Annotated in this window: 21 protein-coding genes; 9 read left to right on the top strand and 12 right to left on the bottom strand. The window is 72.0% G+C overall.

Translation table 11 applies throughout. The annotated features are described in order from the left end of the window. Positions 1-3: 3 nt before the first annotated feature. The 8 genes from ACGF3A_RS28500 to ACGF3A_RS28465 are packed head-to-tail and all read left to right on the top strand — an operon-like array spanning position 4 to position 11,250. Positions 4-693, top strand: a complete 690-nt coding sequence (locus ACGF3A_RS28500; RefSeq protein WP_393733204.1) for a phage baseplate assembly protein V — start codon at positions 4-6, stop codon at positions 691-693. 11 nt (positions 694-704) lie between these two features. After that, a complete protein-coding gene (locus ACGF3A_RS28495; RefSeq protein ID WP_393733203.1) occupies positions 705-1,106 on the top strand; it encodes a hypothetical protein in 402 nt (133 codons plus the stop codon). Then, entirely contained in the window at positions 1,103-1,474 is a 372-nt protein-coding gene (locus tag ACGF3A_RS28490) for a GPW/gp25 family protein (protein ID WP_393733202.1), read from the top strand. Before ACGF3A_RS28495 ends, ACGF3A_RS28490 begins: the two co-directional genes overlap by 4 nt. Then, entirely contained in the window at positions 1,471-2,964 is a 1,494-nt protein-coding gene (locus ACGF3A_RS28485; RefSeq protein WP_393733201.1) for a baseplate J/gp47 family protein, read from the top strand. The genes ACGF3A_RS28490 and ACGF3A_RS28485 overlap by 4 nt, the downstream gene beginning before the upstream one ends. Further along, positions 2,961-6,059: a phage tail protein gene (locus ACGF3A_RS28480; RefSeq protein WP_393733200.1), complete on the top strand. Its 3,099-nt coding sequence runs from the start codon at positions 2,961-2,963 to the stop codon at positions 6,057-6,059. The genes ACGF3A_RS28485 and ACGF3A_RS28480 overlap by 4 nt, the downstream gene beginning before the upstream one ends. A gap of 14 nt (positions 6,060-6,073) precedes the next feature. Continuing rightward, positions 6,074-6,637: a hypothetical protein gene (locus tag ACGF3A_RS28475; protein ID WP_393733199.1), complete on the top strand. Its 564-nt coding sequence runs from the start codon at positions 6,074-6,076 to the stop codon at positions 6,635-6,637. A gap of 33 nt (positions 6,638-6,670) precedes the next feature. Then, positions 6,671-8,578, top strand: coding sequence for a DUF6519 domain-containing protein (locus tag ACGF3A_RS28470; protein ID WP_393733198.1), 1,908 nt, complete (start codon positions 6,671-6,673; stop codon positions 8,576-8,578). Between the two features lie 20 nt (positions 8,579-8,598). Next, positions 8,599-11,250: a hypothetical protein gene (locus ACGF3A_RS28465; RefSeq protein WP_393733197.1), complete on the top strand. Its 2,652-nt coding sequence runs from the start codon at positions 8,599-8,601 to the stop codon at positions 11,248-11,250. Between the two features lie 74 nt (positions 11,251-11,324). On the opposite strand, the gene ACGF3A_RS28460 is transcribed toward ACGF3A_RS28465, so the two are convergent. The 10 genes from ACGF3A_RS28460 to aztB form a co-directional block, all read right to left on the bottom strand. Next, a complete protein-coding gene (locus ACGF3A_RS28460) occupies positions 11,325-12,065 on the bottom strand; it encodes a class I SAM-dependent methyltransferase (protein ID WP_393733196.1) in 741 nt (246 codons plus the stop codon). A gap of 144 nt (positions 12,066-12,209) precedes the next feature. Beyond that, complete coding sequence (locus tag ACGF3A_RS28455; RefSeq protein WP_393733195.1) at positions 12,210-12,650, bottom strand: hypothetical protein; 441 nt, start codon at positions 12,648-12,650, stop codon at positions 12,210-12,212. A gap of 344 nt (positions 12,651-12,994) precedes the next feature. Further along, the gene (locus tag ACGF3A_RS28450) at positions 12,995-13,231 is read right to left on the bottom strand and encodes a twin-arginine translocase TatA/TatE family subunit (RefSeq protein WP_393733194.1); all 237 of its coding nucleotides are present in this window, start codon (positions 13,229-13,231) and stop codon (positions 12,995-12,997) included. Positions 13,232-13,267: 36 nt separating this feature from the next. Further along, a complete protein-coding gene (locus tag ACGF3A_RS28445; protein WP_393733193.1) occupies positions 13,268-13,852 on the bottom strand; it encodes a TerD family protein in 585 nt (194 codons plus the stop codon). Positions 13,853-14,253: 401 nt separating this feature from the next. Continuing rightward, complete coding sequence (locus ACGF3A_RS28440) at positions 14,254-14,475, bottom strand: hypothetical protein (RefSeq protein WP_393733192.1); 222 nt, start codon at positions 14,473-14,475, stop codon at positions 14,254-14,256. 88 nt (positions 14,476-14,563) lie between these two features. Further along, complete coding sequence (locus ACGF3A_RS28435; RefSeq protein WP_393733191.1) at positions 14,564-16,702, bottom strand: PQQ-binding-like beta-propeller repeat protein; 2,139 nt, start codon at positions 16,700-16,702, stop codon at positions 14,564-14,566. 224 nt (positions 16,703-16,926) lie between these two features. After that, positions 16,927-18,132, bottom strand: coding sequence for a zinc metallochaperone AztD (gene aztD / locus ACGF3A_RS28430; protein WP_393733190.1), 1,206 nt, complete (start codon positions 18,130-18,132; stop codon positions 16,927-16,929). Positions 18,133-18,175: 43 nt separating this feature from the next. Then, a complete protein-coding gene (gene aztC / locus ACGF3A_RS28425; RefSeq protein WP_393733189.1) occupies positions 18,176-19,108 on the bottom strand; it encodes a zinc ABC transporter substrate-binding protein AztC in 933 nt (310 codons plus the stop codon). An 8-nt stretch (positions 19,109-19,116) separates the two neighbouring features. Further along, complete coding sequence (locus ACGF3A_RS28420) at positions 19,117-20,343, bottom strand: hypothetical protein (RefSeq protein ID WP_393733188.1); 1,227 nt, start codon at positions 20,341-20,343, stop codon at positions 19,117-19,119. Further along, positions 20,340-21,254: a zinc ABC transporter permease AztB gene (gene aztB / locus ACGF3A_RS28415; RefSeq protein WP_393733187.1), complete on the bottom strand. Its 915-nt coding sequence runs from the start codon at positions 21,252-21,254 to the stop codon at positions 20,340-20,342. The genes ACGF3A_RS28420 and aztB overlap by 4 nt, the downstream gene beginning before the upstream one ends. Positions 21,255-21,314: 60 nt before the next feature. Between aztB and aztA the strand changes: the two genes are divergently transcribed. Next, on the top strand, positions 21,315-22,040 hold the full coding sequence (gene aztA, locus ACGF3A_RS28410; RefSeq protein ID WP_393733186.1) for a zinc ABC transporter ATP-binding protein AztA: 726 nt from the start codon (positions 21,315-21,317) through the stop codon (positions 22,038-22,040). A 69-nt stretch (positions 22,041-22,109) separates the two neighbouring features. On the opposite strand, the gene ACGF3A_RS28405 is transcribed toward aztA, so the two are convergent. Continuing rightward, positions 22,110-22,313, bottom strand: coding sequence for a ferredoxin (locus tag ACGF3A_RS28405; protein WP_393733185.1), 204 nt, complete (start codon positions 22,311-22,313; stop codon positions 22,110-22,112). Beyond that, the gene (locus ACGF3A_RS28400; RefSeq protein WP_393733184.1) at positions 22,307-23,533 is read right to left on the bottom strand and encodes a cytochrome P450; all 1,227 of its coding nucleotides are present in this window, start codon (positions 23,531-23,533) and stop codon (positions 22,307-22,309) included. The genes ACGF3A_RS28405 and ACGF3A_RS28400 overlap by 7 nt, the downstream gene beginning before the upstream one ends. Positions 23,534-23,571 lie beyond the last annotated feature (38 nt).

The raw sequence follows: 23,571 nt of genomic DNA, 5'->3' as shown, positions 1-23,571 counted from the left end.
ACCGTGGCTGATCAGTACTTCGGCAAGTACAGCGCCGTCGTCAAGGACAACCGGGACGCGGAGAAGCTGGGGATCCTTCAGGTGTCGGTGCCGACCATCTTCCCGCCCGACGAGCCGGTGCCCGCCCGCGCGGCGCTGCCGTACGGGATGTTCTTCGTCCCGGAGAACGACACCCGGATCTGGGTGGAGTTCGAGGGCGGCGACACGGAGTTCCCGCTCTGGACCGGGGTGCAGCACATCGCCGGGACCTTCGCGCCGGAGGCCGCCAAGAACCCGCCGACCGTACGCGCGTTCAGGACGGCGAGCGGGCATCTGCTGATCTTCGACGACACCTCCGGCAGCGAGTCGGTCGTGCTCACCGACGGCGAACACGCGCACAGGCTGACGTTCGACAAGGACGGCGTCACCCTCACCGACGGCGCGCACAAGCATCAGATCGCGCTGACCACCGACGCAGTGCACATCGAGCACGGCAAGGGCGTCGCCAAGGTGACCCTGGAGGCGGCGGCGGTCAAGGCCGAGGCGGGCCCGTCCACGCTGGAGCTCAGCTCCTCCATGGCGAAGGTCGACGGCCCGCAGGTCGTGCTGGGCGCGGGTGCGCAGCCGGTGCTGCACCTGACCGACCAGGGCGTCGGCAATCTCGGCGCTCCCGTGCCGATCACCCTCAGCTCGCAAGTCAAGGTCAAGGCGTGAGAGGGGCGGTCATGAGCCTGGGCCCGGACAGGACGACCTGCGCCACCGAGCTGCGCGAGGCGATGCGCGCGCGGCTGGACGCGCTCGACCCGCCCGCCGGGGCGAACGTCGACAGCGACCAGGTGCGGCCGAACTTCGACGCGCTCGGCCAGGCCCTCCACCAGATCCTCACCGCCGACGCCGAGACCGTCAGCGCCGCGGCCCAGGACCCGGCGTTCTGGACGTTCCTGAGCGATCTGCGCACCGAGGTCGAGCAGCTGCGCGCCTTCGACGCGGGCCTCAAGGGCGCCTTCGCCGCCTGGGACCCGGCCCTCCCCGCCAGCGGCGCGGCGCTGAAGACCGCGATCGCGGCGCTCGCCGTCCCCACCACCACTCCGGCGGCCCCGGCCGACCTGAAAGGCAAGCTGCGATGACCACGCTCCGGGGGATGTCCATGCCGTTCCGGATCGAGGGCGGCCGTGTGCGGCAGAGCGCCGGGGCCGACAAGGTCGCCGAGGACCTGCGCCACCTGCTCTCCACCCGCCTCGGTGAACGGCTGCTGCGGCGTACGTACGGCGGTGGCGTCCAGCACCGGCTCCAGCAGCCCAACGACCACACCCTGCGCACCCTGATCCGCCACGAGATCGAGCAGGCCCTGCGCAACCACCTGCCGCTGGCCCGGCTCACGAGCCCCGTCCGGCTCTCCCACAGCGAGTCCGAACTCACCGTCACCTTCGACTACGTCATCGACTCCCACGAGCTGGCACAGCGCGTGGCGCTCACCCTGCCGAGGCCGACATGAGCGAGGTGCGCGGGCTCCCCATCGACTACACCAACCTCGGGTACGACGCGCTGCGCGAGTCGATGCTCGCCATCGCCCGCCAGACCCTGCCCGAGTGGACCGACCAGACCGAGAACGACCTGGGCGTGCTGCTGATCGAGCTGTTCGCCTACGCCAGCGACATCACGCTGTACTACCAGTCCCGGATCGCCTCGCAGCTCTTCCCGGCCACCAGCGACGAACCCGAGTCGCTGGTCCAGCTGCTCCGGCTGCTCGGCCACGAGCTGCGCCCCGCGCCACCGGCGACGGCGGAACTCGCCGTCGCCGTGGACGCCGCGCAGGCCCTGCCGCTGACCATCCCGGCGGGCACGGTGTTCCTGGCCCAGACCGCCACCGACGACCGCGTCCAGTTCGAGTCCGCCCGCGACACCACCCTCACCAGCGCCGTCCTGGGGCCCACGATCGAGGAGAACCTGCGCTGGTTCCTGCCCGTCGGCGCCGTCGAGGGCAGCTCCGTGACAGGCGAGCTGCTCGGCACCTCCGACGGCAGCCCCAACCAGCTCCACACCCTCGGCGAACGTCCCGTCCTCGCCGGTTCGATCACCGCCACCGTCACCGGGCCCGGCGGAGCCACGTTCTGGCACGAGGTGCCCACGCTCGCCGCCGCCGGACCCGCGGAGCGTGGCTTCATGGTCCAGCGGGCCGCCGACGGCACCGTGACGCTGCTGTTCGGCGACGGGACCAACGGCGCCGTCCCGCCCAAGGGCAGCGGCCTCGACCAGGTCGAGGTGCACGCGACCTACCGCGTCGGCGGCGGCCCGCAGGGCAACGTTCCCCCCGGGACCACCTTCACCTCGTCCATCGGCGCCCTGCGGAAGATCACCGCGCCGGGCGGAGCGAGCGGAGGAGCGCCCGGTGAGACCGTGGTGGGCGCCCGCGATCTCGCGCCCCGCCTCTACCGTGCCCAGAACCGCGCCGTCACCGCCGACGACTACGTCGAGCTGGCGCTGCGCACGCCGGGCGTCGGCAAGGCCCGCGCGGTCGCCCTCAACTGGAACGACGTCCTGCTGTACGTGGCGCCCAGCGGGCGGGTCGAGCAGCCCTCGGAGCTGCTGCGCCGCGACCTCCTGGCCGCGTTCGAGACGTCCCGGATGGCCACCAGCGTGCTGCGGGTGCTCGGCCCCGAGCCCGCGGACGTCTTCCTGAGGGCCGTCATCCGCGCCGAGCCGTTCTACCTCCAGGCGGACGTACGGGCCGCCGTCACCGAGGCCGCCGCCGGGCTGATCGCGTTCGACGCCGTCGACTTCGGCCAGTCCCTCTTCCTCAGCCGCGTCTACGACGTCCTGCAGAGCCTGCCGCAGGTCGCGTCGCTGACCGTCACGCAGTTCAGCCGCACCGCCGACGGCGGCGTGGACGCCGACGGCGTCATCGAACTCGAACCGTTCGAACTGGCCCGGGCCGGTTACGCGGAGACGATCCAGCTGGTGATCGAGGGCGGTGTCGCCCGATGAGTACGACGTCCGCCGTCGTGCCGCGCGCGCCCACCGGGGCGCGGGCCGTGCCGAGCCTGCTCGGCCGCAGCGTGGAGCTGCGCTGGACCAACCCGCCGGTCTCCGCGTTCGACGGCGGCTTCCTGGTCGGCGTCCGCGTCGTGCGCCGCGAGCGTACGTTCCCCCTCGACCCCGGGGACGGCGACCTCGTGCACGACGAGTCGGCGCCGCTCGTCCACGCGCTCGTCGACACCGGCCTGACGCCGCTGACCCGCTTCTACTACACGGTCTTCACCTTCGACGGCACCGCCTTCCACACCGGCGACGGCTCCCGCGCCAGCGCGCTGGCCACCGACGACTACGGACTCGCCGAGCGCTTCTACCGCATGCTCCCCGCCGTCCACCAGCGCGACGACCTCCCGCTGCGGCCCGACGAGGTGCACGCGCTCGCCCCGGCCGTCCAGGACCGGCTGCGCGCGCTGCCCCCTCAGCTGCGCGGCACCGGACAGCTGCGCCGTTACCTGGCCGCCGCGGCCGCCCCGCTCGCCCTGGCGCGCAGCACGGCCGAGGGCCTGCGCCAGTTGCGCGACATCGACCGGGTGCCGCCGGAGTACCTGCCGCTGATGGCCGCGTTCCTGGACTGGCGCACCGACCGCACGCTCCCCGTCTTCCTGCAGCGCAACGAGATCCGGGCCGCTCCCGCGCTCTACCGAGGCGTCGGCACCGTCCCGAACCTGCGGTCGATCGTCACCCGGTACACCGGCTGGCAGATCAAGGTCGCCGAGTACGCGCAGCACATCCACCGGTCCCACCACGCGCCCCGGCAGAACGTGTTCGCGCTGCGGGAGACCGGCGGCGACTGGTCCGCCGCGCAGGACGCCGCCGACCTGCTGGGCTTCGCCCCGCCGAACACCGGAGCGGGCCTGCCCGGCGTCACCGGCACCGTCGCCGGGCCGTTCGCCCTGCGCCCCGGCATGCAGCTGACCGTCAGCACCGAAGCGGCCGGGCCGGACACCGCGCGGTTCGCGGCCACCGACGCGGCCGACCTGGCCGCGGCGACCACGGCCGAGGTCGCCGCGGCGCTCGACCGGCAGTTCCAGGACATCACCGCGACCGTGGCGGCCAACGGGCGGCTGCGGCTCGACGCGCACAGCGGCACGCTGCGCGTGGAGGCCGACGCGACCAGCCTCGTCACGCTCGACGGGGCACCGCGCGGCCGGCTCGCCGTCGTACCGGCCGGGACCGCCTCGTTCCGGGTGTTCCACGCGGTGTCCGACCCGCTCGGCCCCGCCGACGACCGCGCCGCCCGCCGCGCCGTGTCCGGGCACGCGTTCCCCCGGCCCCCGGTGCCGGGGGAGCTCGGCGTCCCCGTCAACGCCTTCGACGGCTCGCCGTACCTGCCCGCCGCTCCGGTGGGGCGCGTGCACGTCAAGTCGTACCGGGGCGGGCAGTGGGGCGACTCGGTCCCGCTGTTCACGGGCGGTGAACCGGCCGCCGCCGCGCTGCCCCCGGCGGGCGCGGGACAGCCCGGCCGGATCCTGCTGGCCTGGGTGGACCGGCCCGGCACGCCCGACGGGCAGCTCACGTTCGCCCTCGGCACCACCGGCCAACCCGGCCCGGCCGTGCTCACCGGCGACCGCGGCACGCCGTTCAGCATCCCGCACGGCTCGTTCCTGGTGCTGCGCGACGCCGCCGGACGGGCCTTCGGCGCCCAGTTCGCCCGTACCGACTTCGCCGACCCGGAAGCCCCGGGCATCACCGACGTCCTGGCCGTTCTCAACGCCCGGCTGTCCGCGGTCGTCACCGCCTCCGCCGCCCCCGGCGGCGCGCTGCGCCTCAGCTCGCTCGGCAGCGGCGGCGACGCCCGGCTGACCGTGGACCTGCGCGCCTCCACGGCCGCGGCGGCGCTGGGCTTCGGCCCGGCCAACTCCGCGGCGGCCGGGGACTGGGGCGACCGGATCGACTGGGGCCCGGCCCAGACCCTGACCGCCGTCGCCCCCGGCCGGATCGCCGACCTGGCCGCGACCGCGGACGGCACCGCCGTCCAACTCGCGTACGCCCGCCACGACGGGCAGGCCTGGCAGATCCGCACCCTCCGGTTCGACGGCAGCGCCTGGTCCGGCGACGAGCCGCTCACCGGCGGGGCGCTCTCCAGCCGCGAACCGAGCCTCGGCCGGGACCCGGACGGCCGGATCTGGGCCGTATGGGCCAGGCAGGGGACCGTCGGCGGCGCTGCCTGGTCGCTGCGACAGCGCAACCGGCCCCCGGGCGGCGCGTGGAGCGCCGAGGCCGAGCTGACCCCCGTACCGCCCGGCACCACCGCGGGAGACCGCGAACCGGGACTGACCGTACGGGCAGGGCTGACCCCCCGGGTGTTCTTCCGCTCCGACCGCGGCGGCGGCTCCGACCTGTGGTCGGTCCCGGTCGGCGGGAGCGCCGCCGAGGTCACCTCCGGCGCGCCCGGCGACACCTGGCCCGCGCCCGTCACCGTCGGCGGAGCGCAGTGGCTGCTGTACCGCAGCGACCGCTCCGTGGGCCACTCCGGCGTCGGCCCGGGGCCGTTCCAGGACGCCGGAACGCTGCACCGTTACGCCGGATCGACGACCGTCGTGCTCTCCGACCTCGACCGGCTGCGGCGGCTGGGCGCCTTCGACGACCTCGTCTCGTACACCCCGCACCGCCCGGCGGGCGAGACCGCCGCCGACCCGCTCCGCGACGACGAGGTCTACACCCGCGGAACCGTCGGCCTCCACCTCACCCAGGCGGTCTCCGGTCTCCTCGACGAGAGCATGGCCGAGCGCCTCCGCGCGGTGCTGCACCGGTTCGTCCCGCTCAACGTCCGTACGGTCGTCCGGCTCGCTCCCCGGGCCGAGCTCGAACCGGTGTACCCCGCCGCGGCCGACCTCACCGACACCTACGCCGACAAGCACCCCGACATCGACCACCTCGGCGCGCCCGGCGAGACCGTCGCCGCGGTGCTGCCCGGGTGGGGCGTCACCGGCAGCGCCCGGCTGACCACCCCACCGCCCGCCGACCCGGACGCCACCGGGATCACGGCCGACCCCGCCGACCTGACCAGCCTGCGCTGGCGCACCCACCGACCACCCCCGCAGTGAGGGGAGCGAAGCCGATGAGCACGAACGCCGCAGCTCGGAGCGAGCACGCCACCGAGGGGCTCCACGGCCGGTTCCGTGACGTCCTGTACGCCGCCGACGGAAGCCCCGTGTGGGACCGCGGCTGGGTGCGCAACACGATCGTCGCCGACTGCCGCCGCCTGCTGGCCGGGTTCGTCCGCGGGACGCCCACCGTGTCCGAGGCGACCGTCGGGCTCGCGGTCGGCGCGGGGCTGGCCGCCTGGGACGCGAGCGGCCCGCCGAACCCCTCACCGACGCAGACGGCGCTGGTCGACGGCCACCAGCACCTGGTGCCGCGCGCGCAGCTCCAGATCGAGTTCATCAACCCGGCCAACGGCACGGTCTCGGCGCAGCCGACCGGAACCCTCCAGCTCAAGGCGGTCCTCGGGCCGGGCGTGCCCGCCTGGCCGGACGCGTTCCACGCCACCAGCACGCTCCGGGAGTTCGGCCTGACGGCCCGGCTCAACGGCACCGACATCCTCATCAACTACCGCACCCACATCGCCATCGCCAAGGACCCCGCCAGCACCCTCGAACGCACCATCTGGCTGGTCTTCTGACCGTCTGGCGGAAAGCCCGCAAGGAGTCGCCTCATGGCCACCATCACGCCGAGCACCTTCAATCCGCTGCTCGCGCACGTCAATGTCCGGCTCCAGCAGGGTGTGCCCATCGTGGACGCGGACTGGAACCTGCTGGACGACATCCGCAAGTTCGAGCTGCGCGCGTTCTTGAAGTGGTACGTCGGCGACGGTGTGCCGGACGGGAACGACGGCTACCGGATCACCGGCGGCCTCTCCAACGACTTCACCGTACGGGCCGGGACGCAGGGCCCGGCGGGCACGCTCCCGAACCTCGACACCGCGCTGCGGCAGGTCGGCCGCTTCATCGTCGACGGCCTGGACGTCACGCTGAAGACGGACCTGGCGTTCTCCGCGCAGCCCCTGCACCAGAGCCAGCCGGGCTCCGCCGCGCTCGCGGCCAAGCTCGGGGTGCCGGTCGTCGCGCCGCTGACCACGCCGGGCTCCGACCAGCAGGTGCTGGTGGAACTCGACGTGTGGGAACGCCTGCTCACCCCCGACGAGGAGCCCGCCCTCGTGCACGCCGGGCTCGGCGTCGAGACCTGCGCGCGGACCCGCCGCGAGTGGGTGGTCCGCGCCTACCCCGTCGCCGCGCCAGGGCCGCACCTGGCCGGTCACTCGTACGCGACGCTGGCGGTGCTCAACCGCCTCGGCGGGCAGGCGGTCGTCACCGACGCGCAGATCGCCGACCGCCGTCAGCGCCGCCTCCTGCTGCCACCGGCGAGCCTGATCAACGACGTGCTGGGCGTCGACCCGTACGACTACCGCGCCGGGGTGGGACGGCCGCCTATCAGCGTCCGGGACGCCGTCAACGCCCTGCTGGCCGGGCAGTTGCCCACCACGGCCGACCTGCCCGTCTCACCCGCCCCCGGCTCGGACACCGTGCGGCGCGCGTTCGTGCTCGACTCCCTGAACGGGCTGGCGGCGTTCTGGATCTCGCCCCGGGTGGGCAGCGTCAACCAGATCTTCGGCACCCGGATCGACCTGGCCGCGCCCGAGGCCGGATTCCCGCCCGCGGTGGCCGTCACCAGCGGCACGACCCGCGTCGAACCGACGGCGGTCCCGCTGCCGGGCGGCGAGTTCGTGGTCGCCTATCAGAACGGCATCCTGTCCAACGCCACCACCGACGTGGTCTTCAAGCGCGCCACCCTCGCCGGTCTGCCCGCCGCCTCGGAACAGTCCCTGTCGGCGACGGCGAACACAGCCGACGAGACGCCGTTCGGGGTCCTGACCGGCGACATCGTCACCTTCTTCGTCCGGCAGGCGGCCACCAACGGCTGGTTCTTCCGCCGCTACCGCCACACCGACAGCACGTTCGTGGACACCACCCCGGTGGCGCTCCCCGCTCCGGCGACTCCCGGGACGGCCGGTGGTCTGCACGCCGCGGCGGCCGGGGGAGTGGTGTGGTTCGCCTACGTCACCACCGCGGGGAACACCATGACGCTCGGCCGTCTGACGCCCACGGCGGCGGCGGCCTCGGCCGTCGACCACGTCACGCCCTCGCCGCTGGCCGGGACCGATCCCTTCGTGGTCGGCGTCAGCGGCACCGAGGCGATGGTGTTCTACAAGGACACCCCGGTCAAGGTCGTCAACGCCGCGGGAGGGTCCTGGCAGACCGGCTCGATCGTCAACGTCCCGAGCAGCGACAGCGACATCCAGCCCGCCGCCGTCCGGGACGCCAACGGGACCGTCTTCCTGCTGGCGACCCGGGCCGTCGGGGGAGCCGGGAACGAGATCTTCCTGCGCCGGCGCGACCCCGCCACCCTGGTCTGGGGCTCGGCCCAGCAGGTGATCTCCAACCCCGCGAACGACCAGAACCCGCACCCGGTGCTCGTACCCGGGCAGGGGATCTGGGTCCTGTGGCGAAGCGACCGGAGCGGGGACTTCGACCTCTTCGCCAAGCGCATCGTCACCGCCATCTAGGAGACGCGAAGGAAACGACCATGCCTGCCATCTCACCGAACACCCCGGCCGCCGACGCCTACACCATCTCCGGGTCGAAGGCGCTCGTCGTCGACTCCCAGCTCGACTTCAACAACGTCCCGCGCGCGTTCACCCTCACCTACCCCGACCCGGCGCCCGCCGGGCTCTCCCTCACGCTGGTCCGGGTCACCGCGCCCGGCGGCTCCGTGAACCTCGACGCGCTCGCCACCGCCGGAACGGTGGACAGCGCCAGCATTTCCGGCCGCGACGTCAGCGCCAGCCGCAGCACCAACGGCGGCGTCACCTCCCTCACCTGCAACATCCAGGACCCGTCCGAGGCGGGTGTGCTCGACGAGCAGTACGAGGTGCGGGCGTCGGCCGCCGCGCAGGTCAACTGGACCTACGGGGTGGACAACCACTTCAACTCCAACGTGATCCTGGTCGTCTGCGACCCGGTGGCCGCCTACAACGGCCTGCCGGGCACACTCATCGAGAAGGCCTTCCTGACGGTGACCGCGGAGGGCGCCGCGGGCCCCGTGGCGACGCCGACGGTCGTCCGCAACACCGACCCGGCGAACGGCCTGGTGCTTCCCGCGCCGGTGCCCACCTACCGGTTCGGGCACCAGGGCTCGATCGCGATCCAGGGCCTGCCCTCGGCGGCGCAGACGAGCCAGACGTATCAACTGGTCGACACGTTCGGGACCCCGGTGCCGCTTCCCGGCGTCTACGGCAACTCGCCGGTCACGTTCACCGTCGACGTCGTGTACCCCGGCGTCGGCGGCGCGGCGTTCCTCACCGGCCACGGCGCCGCCGCCACCGCGATCACCTCGCGGCCCCAGCGCGTGCAGCTCATGCTCGACCGCTCCGGCAGCATGGGCGCCGAGCACCGCTGGGACAACGCGAAGACGGCGGCCCGCGTCTTCATCAACTTCTTCGGAGAGTTCCGCGCCGGAGTCAACGCCCTCGACCGGATCGGTGTGACCGTCTTCGAGGACCCCAACTGCGCGTTCCGCAGCTCGAATCCGGCGGGTCCGCCGTTCATCACCGACGTGATCCCGCTGGACACCCCCGAGAACGTCGCGAACGGCGATCTCGGACCGGCGGTCTTCGGCGTGCCCGGAAGCTGCACCCCGATCGGCGACGGCCTCTTCTTCGGCCTCAGGAAGCTGCAGGAGCAGGGGTTCCCGCCGAACGTCCGCTTCACCGCCGGAGTCGCCACCGACGGCGACGAGAACACGGGGGTGATCAAGATCGGCCCCGGCGCGGCCCCGGGCAACCCGATCACGTTCGAGCAGGCCAAGCTCGACCCGGCCATCAACCAGATCACCGGGCCGACGACGGACCTGAACCTCTTCACGATCGCCCTGGGCTCGGCGCCCAACTTCACGGTGCTCAACAGCCTGGTCGGGGCCGGGCACTTCGTGGCAGCGCTCAACGTCGGGAACCTGATCAACGCCTACGCGACGATGTTCTCGCTGTCGCAGGAGGCCAGCAAGCTGCTGACCCGGTTCACCCAGACGGTGGGGGATCCCCCGCCGCCGTCCCCGACGGAGATCTTCTTCGACACCACCCAGGCCCAGCGGTTCGGCGTCGCGATCCTCAAGCTCCTCGACCCGCCGACGCCCGCCGACGTGATCGACCGGGTGGAGATCGCGCGGTTCGACGGGACGAAGTTCCAGCTCGAATCGATCACGGTGAAGGAGTTCGAAGGGCACTTCTACCTCGGCGTGCCGAACGCGAGCGCGTTCAGCGGCGGCACCGCGACCTGGCGGGTCCGGCGGTTCAGCGGCCCGACGGTCAGGCCGATCGCCCTGGAGGACGTCTTCGCCTTCGAGGACCTGCACATCAAGTCGGTCCTGTCGCTGGACAAGAAGGACTACCTGACCGGTGAGGAGATCCAGCTGGCCGTGGAGATCCGGCACGACGCCGAGCCCGTACGGGGCGCGACCGTACGCGCCGTTCTCGACGCGCCCGCCGAGGGCGCCGGGTCCCTGGTGGCGGCCCTCGATCCCGACGACATCCAGCGGCAGCAGCGCAGGAGCCGCGACCGGAAGGACCGCCCGGGCGGCCGGGAGGCCCTGATCGACGCGGTGCTCGCCAAGTACGACTGGGACGGCCTGCCCCGCTGCAACCCCGATCCCGGCGGCCTGTTCGTCGACGGCACGGACCTGCTGCACGACGTCAACGGCGACGGGATCTACACCAACACCTTCGCGAAGGTCCACACCGAGGGCGTCTACAACTGGACCCTCTTCGCCAACGGCACCGATTCCGACGGCAATCCGTTCAGCCACCGGCTGGACCAGTCCACGCTGGCGTCCGTCAGCATCAGCCGCAGGGCCACCACGGTCCGCAAGGAGACGCTGCCGGACCAGCCGCCGTCCTTCACCGCGGTGAAGGTGACCATCACTCCGCAGGACGACTTCAAGGGACTGCTCGGCCCCGGCTTCGACGACACGGTCATCTGGGCCGTCACCGACGACGGCGTGTTCGCGCACGTCCGGGACCACCAGCCGCCTCCGGTCAACACCGACGGGACGTACACCCGCACCGTGGTCTTCCGCCGTGGGCGAAGGCCGAAACTGCGCGTCTCGGTGAACGGTGTCGTCCTCCCGAAGATCGACGTGGCGTTCCCTCCGCACCCTTCAGGGAGCCCGGACACCGACACGTAGAGCAGTGAGACCGGTGCGTGTCCGCCGACGGCCCGCCGGACACCGACGGGCCGTGTGCGTCCTCGCGTCCTCGGTCACACCCGCCGGAACACGAGCAGTTCGGTCTGTCCGCCGCTGAGCGGGATGAAGTGGCTGCCCAGCAAGGACATGCCGCGCTGAGCCATGCGGTCGAGAAGCCACGTGCGCGAGATCATGCCGTAGATGGTCGCGCCGCTGGAGACCCAGTTCTTCGTCATCGCGTCGTCGAGGCAGTTCTCGTTCACCACGTCGAACGCGACGGCCCCGCCCGGGCGCACGACCCGGGCCATCTCGTCGAGATAGCCGAGGGTGACGACGAGCGGGATGTAGACGAAGAGTTTGTGCGCGTGCACGAGGTCGACCGACTCGGTGGCGGTGGCACTCAGGGTGTGCCCGTCGGTGGGCTGCTCGACCATGTTCGGCAGCGACCTCAGGTGGGGCAGCCAGTCCTCCGCGGTCTCGTAGATCTCGTAGGTGTCCGGGTGCGTCGCGGCGATCACCCTGGCCGCGTACCGGCCTGATCCCGCACCGATCTCACACACACGTTCCACATGCTCGCCGAGGTCCGCCAGCCGCAGGAGGGCGTCCACGGTCTCGGCGGTCGCGCCCGGAGCGGCGCTCCAGCGGTCGAGATAGTCCTCGACGGACACTCCCGCCCGTCGGGCCGCCGCCCTCGTCCTGCGGGCGGACACGTACGGCTGGATCGCCGGGTCGTCGCTGTGCCCACGGACGACCTGGACACCGAAGGGGCGCAGCACGCGGTTCACTCCGCCCCGAACGGCTCCTAATGCGGACATGTGTACCTCCATGGCAGGCTTTGGTGGAATTGCGGGCTCGCGAGCGTCGCCGCCGGAGCCGGACGGGTGGCAGGTTGGCAGGGGACGGCCCGGGCAGGGTGTGGCCCGGGCAGGGCGTCGTGGGGGCGTGCCCCGGTGGTCGGATCAGGGCGCGCAGGGCTGGACGCGGTCCAGCAGGACGGTGAGGGAGTGTGCCGGAGGCAGCGTCGTGGGGGACGGCGGGGGAGAGCCGGTGGCGGGCGGCGCGGGCGTGGTCAGGGCGCGCGACGCCAGCCCCAGCGCGACGAACAGGTGCTCACGCCAACGTCTAGCGGTGGCGGCGACGGCCAGGGACAGGCGGGTGGGCAGCAGGGCCTGTGTTCCCGCGAGAGCGAGGACGCTCCAGCGCGGTCGTTCGCCTCGCAGCACGGCATAGGCGATGGCGGCGAGAACCGCCGCCGCGAGCGCGAGTGCGGGCAAGGAGATCGCCGAGTCCGTCAGCGCGTCATGCAGCCCGGCGGCCAGGGCGCTGCCCGCGAGGGCATGACCGGCCGCGCGGGCGGCGGTGCCGTTCGCGGCGCGGGCACGGGCGAGGAAGACGGACATGTCCGGCCCAGTGTGGCTTACAACCAAACAGTGGGGGATGGTTCTCGGCCTGATGAGACGAGGCGGAGAGGCTGTCGCGCGCCGGGCCGGTCGGTCACGGGCGAGTTCGGGCAGGTTCGCCCCTCAGTCGCGGGTCAGCGGGACGACGTCCCGCGGCGGGGGAGCGCGGACGCGAGGGTGCGGAGAGGGCGCGCGTGGCGCTCCCGGGGCGCGCGGGGTCGAGGGCGCCGCCGTCGTTGACGGAAACTCAGCGCCCGTACGTACCGTCCGTACGCACGGGGCGCCGTGGTGGCGTGGCGTGGCGTGGCGGTGGCGTGGCGGTGGCGCAGCTTGCGCCGAGTCGGTCAGCGGTGCTCCGCGCCGTCGTGTCCGTGGTCCTCCGGCCTGCCGGGGCGTACGGGCGCCGGGGGCGGGGGCGGGGAGTCCCCGCTGTCCTTGCCCTCCCTCTTGAGGGCCTTGGCCTCGCTCTTGAGGATGCGCATCGACTGTCCCGCCGACCGTGCCAGGTCGGGGATCTTCCTGGCGCCGAGCAGAAGGATGACGACGATGACGAGGATCGCGCCCTCACCGATGCCGAACATGCGTGATCCCTTCTCCCGGAACTTCTCCCGGAACGGCTAGAGGTGTTCGGCGATGGTGGGCATCAGGTCCTGGAAGGTGCGTCCGGCCGAGGGTGCCCCGATCGCGGACATCTGCCAGCCGCCGCCGGGGGCGCGCTGGACCTTGGCCATGATCTGGGCGGTGTACGGGCCTCCGCCGGTCAGCGTGTAGCGGGCCAGCTCCTGGCCGTTGGTCTCGTCCAGGAGGCGGCAGAAGGCGTTCTCGACCTGCTCGAAGGTCTGGCCGGTGAACGAGTTCACGGTGAAGACGATCTGGTCGATGTGCGGCGGGACCCGTTCCAGGTCCACGAGGATCGACTCGTCGTCGCCGCCCTGTCCGGCGCCGCCGACGAGGTTGTCGCCGGTGTGCCGTACGGAGCCGTCGTCGCTGACGAGGTGCTGGAAGAAGACCACGTCCGAGGGCTGCCCCTCGGCGAAGAGGACGGCGGAGGCGTCCAGGTCGATCTCGCGCGCGGTGAGCTTGGCCAGGAACCCCTTGCGCGGCGCGGCCTTCCAGCCGAGCCCCATCCGTACGACGGTGAGGGACCCGCCGTCGGCTTTGGCGAGGCTGATCCGCTGTCCCTTGGACAGATTGACGCTCATGGGGGCCTTTCACGTGAGGGGACGTGGGGCAGGGCGACCACGGGGAAAGTAAAACTACAGCAATGTAGAAGTTAGCAGGCTCCGTGGATTCCCGCCGCGCCTTCCGCGGAGAGAGGACGCCCGGCCCTGTGGTCCCGTCGCGTACCGCAGCGAAGACCTAACCGGCGGTCGAGGCCGTATCCGTGCCCGGGACGGATGCTTGCGGGCTCTTGGGCAGGGGGGTCTCGTTCTCCTCAGGGCCCTGAGCCTCGAAAGGGTTCGTCGCCGGAGGCGGCGAGGCTGCGGTGGCGCGGCGGGGCGCCCCTTCCGGGGCGGAGAACATCAAGGTCGGGTCGATGGTGCGTCTCCCATTGGTGACATGGTTGCGAGAGGGCGGGCGTGCCCTGACGGGCACGGAAGTCCTACAGCTTGCTCATCTTGGTGTACGGACTCATGACCCGCCTCTGTTCCGAGGTGAAATCCACAAGCACCGCGAGACCGTTCTCGACGCCGATCACGCGACCGAGCCCGTAGATGTCGTGGGAGACCCGGTCGCCCACGGCGAACTGCTCGGGAGGCAGCGTGACCGGGGCCTTGAAGGGGCTGGTGGGCAAGTACCGCTTCGGTGCGGCTGGTTTTGTCATCTCCACCAGTATGCGTCCGCGCGCATCCGTCCGCCATGGCCTACGCGTCCGCGAAGCCTCCGGGCAGACGGGACTTTGAAGACACGGCCTAGCTTCCGGCGGGCGTCGCTCCCGTGGCCGCGTCGAGGGCCACCACGCCGTCAGCGGTGGCGACGTACACGAAGCCGTACGCCATGACCAGGTCCTCGCCCAGCTTGGCCTTGCGCCTGCCGGTCCCGGTCGAGGCGGACCAGCGCTCGGAGCCGTCCTCGGTGCCGAGGGCGTAGACGCTGCCTCGCCCGGGCTCGGTGTCGCCGATGCAGACCAGGCCGCCCGCCGCCGCGAGCCGGGTGGGAAATGACGGCGCGGTGTCCACCTCGTGGCTCCACTTCGAGGCCCCCGTCCGCGGGGCGTACGCGTGGACGAGTTCGAGTTCGCCCGTGGCGCCGCCGACATGGAGCGTGCCGCCCGCGAGGTGGACCTCCCTCCCGTGGGACGGGACCGACCACTTCTTGGTGCCCCGGTCGGTGCGGATCGCATAGAGCTTGTCGTGTCCGACGGCGTACACGAGCCCGCCGGAGGCGACGGGTGTCTGGGGGATGCTGTAGCCGGCGGGAAAGGTCCACTTCTTGGCGCCGCTGGCCGCGTCCAGCGCGTAGAGGGTGCCGCCCTTGCCGGAGGTGGCGAGGTACACGGTGCCGTCGGCCACCGTCGGAGAGGCGTACGTCTCGCCCTTGAAGGGAGCGCTCCACACCTTCCGCCCGCTGTTCGCGTGCACGGCGTACAGGCGTTTGTCGTTGCCCGCGAAGTAGACGATTCCGTCCCTCACGACCGGTCTGGTGTCGACCAGGTTCCCGGTGGGGAAGATCCACTTCTTCTTGCCGTCCTTGCCCAGCGCCCACAGGCCCTCGTGGCCGCCCAGGCCGCCCACGTACACCGTCCCGTGGGCGAACGCGGGCCGCTGCGGGGAGAAGTCGGAGGGACCGTCCCAGCGCTTGCGCCCGGTGCGCGCGTCCAGGGCGGTGACCGTGGACTCGCCGGAGAGGTACAGGACGCCGTCGGCCACCGTGAACTTGGCCGGGATCCCGATGCTGTCCGCGACGTCGTGGCGCCACGGGTGCACCTTGGGCCGAGGCGGGGTGTCGTCGCCGCCGCGCAGGGCGAGGGTGACCCCGGTGCCGCCGGCCGCCAGCGCCGCCGCCCCGCCCAGGCCGAGCAGCAGGGTACGGCGACGGCTGAGGGCCGGGGGCGTCGTCGCGGGCCCGTCCGCCGTGCCCGGTGGGTTTCCGGGTACGGACGGAGCGGGAGCGGCCGTCTGCGTTGGCAGCTGATGCACCCCGGGCGGAGGCGTGGGGGGAGCGGCGGGAGCGGCGGGAGCCGTGGGGGGAGCCGTGGCGGGCGCCGTCGAGGGCCTGGCGGCGGCGGGCGTCGTGACCTGGAGCGAAGCCAGGTCCAGAGCCCGCAGTTCGTCATGGACCAAGGACGCGGACTGCGGCCGGTCGGCCGGTTGTTTCGCGAGCAGCCGCCGGACCAGGTCGTCGAGAGCGGCGGGAGATCCGGGGCGCAGCGAACTCGGCGCGGCGGGGGCCCTGTTCAGATGGGCGCTCATCACGGACGCCGGGTCGCCCGCCTTGAACGGGGTCTCCCCGGTGAGCAGTTCGTGCAGAACGCAGCCGAAGGCGTACAGGTCGCTGCGGGCGTCGCCGGGGTGCTCCGCGAACCGCTCCGGCGCCATGTAGGCGAGCGTGCCCATGACCTGGCTCGCCTTGTCGGTGGCGGCCATGAAGCGGGCGATGCCGAAGTCGAGGACCTTCACCTCGCCGCCGGTGGTGAGCATGAGGTTGGCGGGCTTCAGGTCCCGGTGCACGACGCCCGCGTCATGCGCGGCGGCCAGCGCGGCCGCGGTCTGGGCGGCCCACTCGACACCCTGCGCGGGCGGCGGCGGGCCGTCCTCGTGCAGGGTGTCGGCCAGATCGCGCCCGGCCACGTACTCCATGACCAGGTAGAGCGTGCCGTCGCGCGGGTCGCGGCCCAGGTCATGGACGGTGACGACACCCCGGTGGTTCAGACCGCCCGCGGTACGGGCCTCGCGGAAGAACAGGTCGGCGGCCGGGCCGTGCTGGTGGTCCGGCAGCAGTTTGACCGCGACGCGGCGCCCGATGAGCCGGTCCCGGCCCTCCCAGACCTCCCCCATGCCGCCCCGGCCCACGAACTCGACCAGTTCGTACCTGTCCGCGATGACTCGCACAGCCGCACTCCTCCGTACCCCCTGGCACGACGCCCCGCATCACGCACGCACCGTGACGCCCTCGGTGACGCCGTCGCATTCCGCCGCGAGCCACGTTTCTACCCGAAGCGGCCGGGACCTTCGCCGACGGGGTCGCTGAGGGGCCCACGAGAGGGCGCGGCCCCCGCACTCCGACCGCACGAGGACCGTACACGGCGGGGCGGGGCGGGGATGGGCTCCGGGCGTCAGTGGTCCGGCAGTACGCCGCTGACCTCGCCCGGCTTGCGGTCGAAGGTGCCCGTCGCCGTCTTCTTCCCCGACGCGAGATCGACCGCGTGGATCTTCTTCTTCTCGGGGTCGGTGACATAGGCCGTGTCCCCACGGACCCACAGCTGCGGGCGGGCCTGCTGCCAGTCCATGGGCTCGCGCCACTTGCCCACGGCGGGGAGGGACTTGGTGACCTTGCCGTTGTCCGGGTCCAGGACGTGGATCCTGCCGTCCGTGCCCAGCACCAGGGCCTCGCCCTCCGGACCGCGTGCGAGCGACTGGAAGCTGTAGCTCGTGCCCAGGTCGACGAGCTTCATCGTGCGCTTCTCCGTGTCGATCAGGGAGACCTGCTCGGGGCGTTCGAGTTCGGCGTCCGGGTCCTTCTTGTAATCGCCCAGGACGATGGACGACTTCTCCGAGCCGCGCTGATTGCCGATCCGCCCGTACGCGGTCGGGCTGTCCACCTTGCTGATCCTGCCGTCCTTGTAGACCAGCGCCCCGTCCTCGCACCCGATGACGACGGCCTCGTCCTTCGCCGCCGCCTCGCCGTGGACCTCGGGGCACTTCTCGTTGCGCGTGATCTCCTTGCGCTCCTCGTCGAGGACGGCGATTCCCTTGCGCTTCTTGGCGGTTCCGAGGGTCGTCACCAGCTCGCCGTTCTCCAGCTCCACGGCGACCCCGTGGTGCGGTGAGGGAGACTTGTACGTATCGACCTCGGGCTTTCCCTTTCCGAGACCGGCGGGGTCGAAGATACGGACTTCGCCGGTGCCGTCCGTGAACAGCACCGTCTTTCCGGCGTGCTGCACCACGTGCCCGGGTTCCGCACCCTTGAACTCGATGTCCGTCATCTTCTGCTGAGCGGCGTCGAGCACCCGGAAGCCCTCGGACGTGGAGACCATGACGTGGTCGTCGTCACCGGCCGGATTGACCCGGTTGTATCCCTTGAGAGGCACCTTCTTGGCCACCTTCAGGGATTCGCCGTCCAGTACGTAGATCCCGCCGTCGTAGGTGACCGCGAGAGGCTTCTCCACGTGCGCGGCGCCCTTTCCGGCGCCGCTCCTCTCGGAGTTCGCCTTGGCGGAGTCCGCTTCCTTGTCCTCTCCGCCGCACGCGGCGATCAGCACGGAGGAGAGGAGAACGGCGGACGCCACCGACGCCTTTCGTATGCGGGGTCGATCGATCATGGGGTGCATTCCTTTCAGGAGGGGGCATCAGGGCATCAAGGCGTCAGGAACGGGTCAGTCCGCGTTCGAGGGTCGCCGTGTTGGACCGCATCATCTGGAGATAGGTGGCGGCGCCCTTGCCCTTTTCGGTGAGGGACTCGGAGAAGAGCGGGAGGACCGCGACATCCACGTCGCTCTCGCGTTTGAGCACGCGCGCCAGCCGGTCCGGCTGGGAGGAGTCCACGAAGACGGCCTTGACGCGGGATTTCTCGATGGCCCGCGTCAGCGACTTCAGATCGGCGGCGCTGGGGGAGGCGAGGGTGGTGCCGCTCGGAATCACCGCGCCCACGACGCGGAGGTCGAAGCGCTCGGCCAGATAGCCGAAGACATGGTGGTTGGTCACCAGGTTGCGCCGGTTCCGCGGAATCGCGTCGAAGGTCTCGCGCATCCGGTCACCGAGCCGTTCGATCTTCTTCCCGTAGGCCGTGGCCTGACCGTCGACCGCTTTCCTGTCGACTCCGTCGACTTCCTTCCTCACCTTGTCGCCGATGAGGCCGACCGCCTTCTTCACGCGGTAGGGGTCGGTCCAGAAGTGCGGGTCCTTCTGCCCCGCCGACTCGTCGGACGCGTAGGTGAGGGGATCGACGGCCGAGCCGACGCCGAGCGTCGGTACGCCCGCTTCTCTGGCGGCCTCCACATGCCGCAGCACGTTCTCCTCCAGGCCCAGGCCGTTGTAGACCACGAGGTCGGCGTCCTCGATCTCGGCGGCTTCGGCTGCCGAGACGCCGAACGAGTGCGGATCGGCGTTCGGCTTCATCAGCACCCGCACCTCGGCCTCGTCGCCGACGACATTGCGGGTGAGGTCCCCGAGGATGTTCGTGGTGACGACGACGGTGGGCCGTCCGTCCTCCTCGGAGGAGCAGCCGACCAGTCCGGCCAGGAGCGCGCAGCAGAGGGCGGCGACGGCGAGCGCGGCCGCCTTTCCCGTTCGTCTCATGTCCGCCGTCACCGGCCCGTCTCGACCATGCGGGCGGGGGAGAAGCCGAGCGGGAACGAACGGGCCTCACGCAGGTTGTCGTTGTAGTCGATCTCGTGGATCTTCTTGGCCGCCGCGTCATTGACGTAGGCCCGGCTCGCGTCCACCTCGATGACGGGCGCGGCGCCCTTTCCGTCGTGCGGTTCCGCCAGGACCTTCCGGGACGCGAGCCGCTTTCCGCCGGGCATCTCGTAGGAGGTGAGATTCCCGGACCGGTCGAGCGCGAGCAGCGGAGCCCCGTCGCCCGGGGCGTTCACGGCCGTCACGGGCCCCGTCTTCACGAGCTGCCAGCGGCGCTCGGCCACATCCAGGAGCCAGACACCCGAGTCACCGGCCCTGGCCGCGAGCGTGGTCCCCTGGGAACGGTGCTGGAAGGACTCCGGCCTCTCCTTGGCGGAGACCTTCCGGCCGAAGGGTATTTTCTCGGCCACGAGCTCGCCGGACTTCTCCTTCACGAACAGCGCGCCGTCCGCGCAGCCGAACACCGCACCGCGGCGCGTGACGGCGGATCCCCGCAGATCGGGGCAGGGTTCCTTGAGGGTGGTCACGGACTCGCCCTTCGCGTCGCGGACCTCGACCGCCGTCTTCCCTCCCGGTCCGGGGACGGGTATGAGCGCGTGCTCCTCGTACGGCACGACGGGGCCCCGCCGGGCATCGTCCAGCGTCGCCGTCGTACGCAGTTTCCCCTTCTCCAGACGCGCGTGGTCCAGGAGTTTCGCGGTGCCGTCGGCGAAGGTGACGGCCGTCAGCGAAGGGCTGCTGTAGACGTGTTCCGGCTTGCCGCCCGGAATCCGGCCGAGCGAGCGGGGCTTGGCGCGGTAGTAGTGCACGTGGTCGCCGTGGTCGACCATCCACGCCCCGCTGTCGAACACCTGCGTCCCGCCGCCGGAGTTCACGTAGGCGAACCGCCCGTCCGTGACCAGGCCGGACACTCCGTCGGCCCTGCCGAGGGTGCGGGTCTTTCCCTCGACGAGGTCCAGCAGCCGGACCTTTCCGCTCCCCCTCTCCGTGAGGACGAGGCGTGACTGCTGCTCCGCCGCCTCCTCCGCCCCCTTCACGTAGCCGTGCGGGGCGGGCGACGAAGCGGCCCGTGGCGACTTGTCGTCCTCGCCGCCGCCCCCGCACCCGGCGAGAACGGTGCCCAGGACGAGAGCGGCGGCGAGCACCGGCGTGGTCCTGTGTCGATTGCGCGTCATGCTGAGGTCTCGCGTTCCTTCCGGAGATCGGCGGGCAGATGCGGCGTGGTCTCCTCGCGAACGCGCACGCGAACGCGACCGCGCGCACGTATGCGTAGGCGGTCGCGTAGTCCGGCGGCGCCGAGGGAGACGAAGAAGAAGAGGACGGCGACGGCGGCGATCGTCGCCCCGGCCGCCGTGCCGAGGTGCCAGGACAGCAGCAGTCCGGTGAACGTCGCGCCCGTACCGCACACCGCCGCGCCCGCCATCACCGCAGGTACGCGCCGGGCCCAGGGCAGCGCGGCGGCGGGCGGCGCGATGAGCAGCCCGAAGACGAGCAGCGTGCCCACCACATGGAACGAGGTGACGATCGCCAGCGTGACCAGCCCCAGCAGGGCCCCGTGCGCCAGCCGCGGTCGCAGTCCCAGGGTGTGCGCCTTGCGCTCGTCGAAGGCCAGCGCCAGGAAGGAGCGGTGGCCGAGCGCCGAGACCGCCACCGTGATCACCAGCGCCACCGCGAGGTGGGCCACGTCCCGCTCCCGTACGGCCAGTACGTCGCCGAAGAGGAACCCGGTGAGATCGACCGCGAAGGACTGGGAGCGCGAGACGACGATCACGCCGAGCGACAGCATCCCCACGAACAGCAGCCCGATGCCGGTGTCCTGGGAGAGCCGGGGGACGCGGCCGAGCAGCGTCACCCCGCAGGCCATGACCCCCGCGCTCACCGCCGCGCCGACCAGCAGGTTCCCGCCGTGGAGGGAAGCGAGCGCGACGCCCGGCAGCATGCCGTGCGACATCGCGTCGCCGAGGAAGGTCATGCCGCGCAGCACGACCCACGTTCCGGTGAGCGCGCAGATCAGGGACACCAGGACCCCGCTCCACAGGGCCCGCTGGACGAAGGCCGCTTCGAACGGGCCGGTCAACCACGCCATGGCCGGGAGCTTATAGTGAAAACGATTTCCATTACAAGGAGAGCTGAGGAGAGGTGGATCATGTGGGCACACGACGCGCCGGCCGAGGTCGCGCTGCGGGACATCGACGCGGGCTACCGGCGACGCCCGGTGCTGCGCCAACTCACCGCCGCGATACCGCAGTCGGCGAACACCGTGGTCGTCGGCCCGAACGGATCGGGCAAGTCGACGCTCCTGGGGCTGCTGGCGGGAGTGCTGTCGCCCACAGCGGGCACCCTGGAGCGGGCCCGGCACTCGCGGCCCTCCCGGCCCGGCTTCGTCCCGCAGCGCAGCGCCGTCTCCGACGCGCTGCCCCTCACCGTCCGGGACACGGTCGCCATGGGCCGGTGGGCGCATCGGGCGCCCTGGCGGCGGTCCCGTGCCCATGACCGGTCCGTGGTGGAGGAGTGCATGCGCGCGCTCGGCATCCTCGACCTGGCCGGACGCCAGCTCGGCGAGCTGTCCGGCGGACAGCGCCAGCGGGCCCTGGTCGCGCAGGGGCTGGCCCAGGAGCCGGACCTCTTCCTCCTCGACGAACCGACCACGGGCCTCGACCAGCGGGCCAGGGCGGGCATCGGCACCGCGCTGGACGCGGCGGTGGCGGGCGGGGCCACGGTCGTACAGGCCACACACGACATGACGGCCGCCCGCGAGGCCCACCACTGCCTCCTGCTCCAGGACGGCCGCCTCATGGCCGAGGGCCCGCCGGAAGAGGTGCTCACGGGCGAGGTGCTGCGCCGGGTCTGGGGCCTGCCGGAGGCGGCCTGAGCGGCCCTGGTCGTGCGCCGCGGAGTCCGGGGGAGCCACCCGCCGGTGGCTCCCCCGGGGTGGCCCGTACTACTCGGTGACCCGTACCGCGCCCGACGGGCACAGCGCGGCGGCTTCCAGGGCCGCGGCCCCCGTCTCGCCGTCGGGCTCGGTGAGCAGCACCGTCACCACGCCGTCGTCGTCCTGGTCGAACACCTCGGGTGCCGTCAGCGCGCACAGGCCCGCGCCCACGCAGACGTCACGGTCCGCCGTCACCCGTACCGCCCTCACCATGTGACGGGGAGGGCGTCGACGCCCTGGATCGTCGTGCCCGGGCGCAGCGTCAGGTTCTCGACGGGGACCGCCAGGCGCAGGGTCGGCAGGCGGTCGAAGAGGGTGGTGAGGATGATCTCCAGTTCGAGCCGGGCGAGGTTCTGGCCGAGGCACTGGTGCACTCCGTAGCCGAAGGCCAGGTGATGGCGCGCCGCGCGCCGTACGTCCAGGGTGTCCGGGTCCTCGAAGGCCGAACTGTCCCGGTTGGCCATGGAGTTGGAGATGAGGACGCCCTCACCGGCCCGGATGAGGCGGCCGTCGATCTCGATGTCGCTCTTCGCGACGCGGCCCCCGGCGACGTCGGCTATCGCGAGATAGCGCAGCAACTCCTCCACGGCGCCGGGAACGAGTGAGGGATCGGCCATGAGCGCGGCGTGCTGCTCGGGATTTCCGAGCAGGGTGATGACGCTGAGCGAGGTCATGGAGGCCGTCGTCTCGTGTCCGGCGACGAGCAGCAGGATCGCGTTCGACACCAGCTCCGCCCGGCGGACCGTGCCCTGTGCGGCCTGCTCGGCGGCCATGGAGGCCAGCAGGCCCTCGCGTGGCTCGCGGCCCTCGTGCTGGACATCGGCGACCAGGTCGTCCAGATAGTCCGCCAGTTCGCTCCGCGCCGCGCGGGTCTCCGCCGCGTCCACCGACTGGACGAGCCGTCTGCTGGCGTCCTGGAAGAAGTCGTGGTCGGCGTACGGCACGCCGAGCAGCTGGCAGATCACCATGGAGGGCACCGGCAGCGCGAACCGGCTGACGAGGTCGGCGGGCGGCCCCGAGGCGATCATCTCGTCCAGGAAGCCGTGCACGATCTGCTCGATGCCGGGCCGCATGGCCTTGACCCGCCGCACCGTGAAGTCCTTGATGACCATGCGCCGCCGGGGCCCGTGCTCGGGCGGGTCCAGGCCGATGAAGGCCGGTTCGGCGTCCCGGAGGCCGTCCTGCCGGGGCGAGGTGGCGGGGAAGCCCTCGTGGTTCCGGTCAGAGGAGAGGCGGGGGTCGGCGAGCAGCGCTCGTGCTGTCTCGTAGCCGGTCACCACCCATGCTCTCCGGCCGTCGTAGAGAGTGACCTGGTGCAGCGAACCCGCCTTGTCGCGGAGGCGGTTGTACTGCTCGGGCAGGTGGTAGGGGCAGGTGCGGTCGCTGGGGAAGCCGGGGGGTTCCGGCTGGGGCGTCGTCATGGTCTCGGTCATGGACACCTCGAAGTCCTCGACGCTTAAAGAACGGTTAG

This window comes from Streptomyces sp. NPDC048172, from assembly GCF_043202595.1.
Lineage (GTDB): Bacteria > Actinomycetota > Actinomycetes > Streptomycetales > Streptomycetaceae > Streptomyces.
The sequence above is the reverse complement of the archived record's forward strand: the minus strand, read 5'-3'. Positions and strand labels throughout refer to the sequence as shown.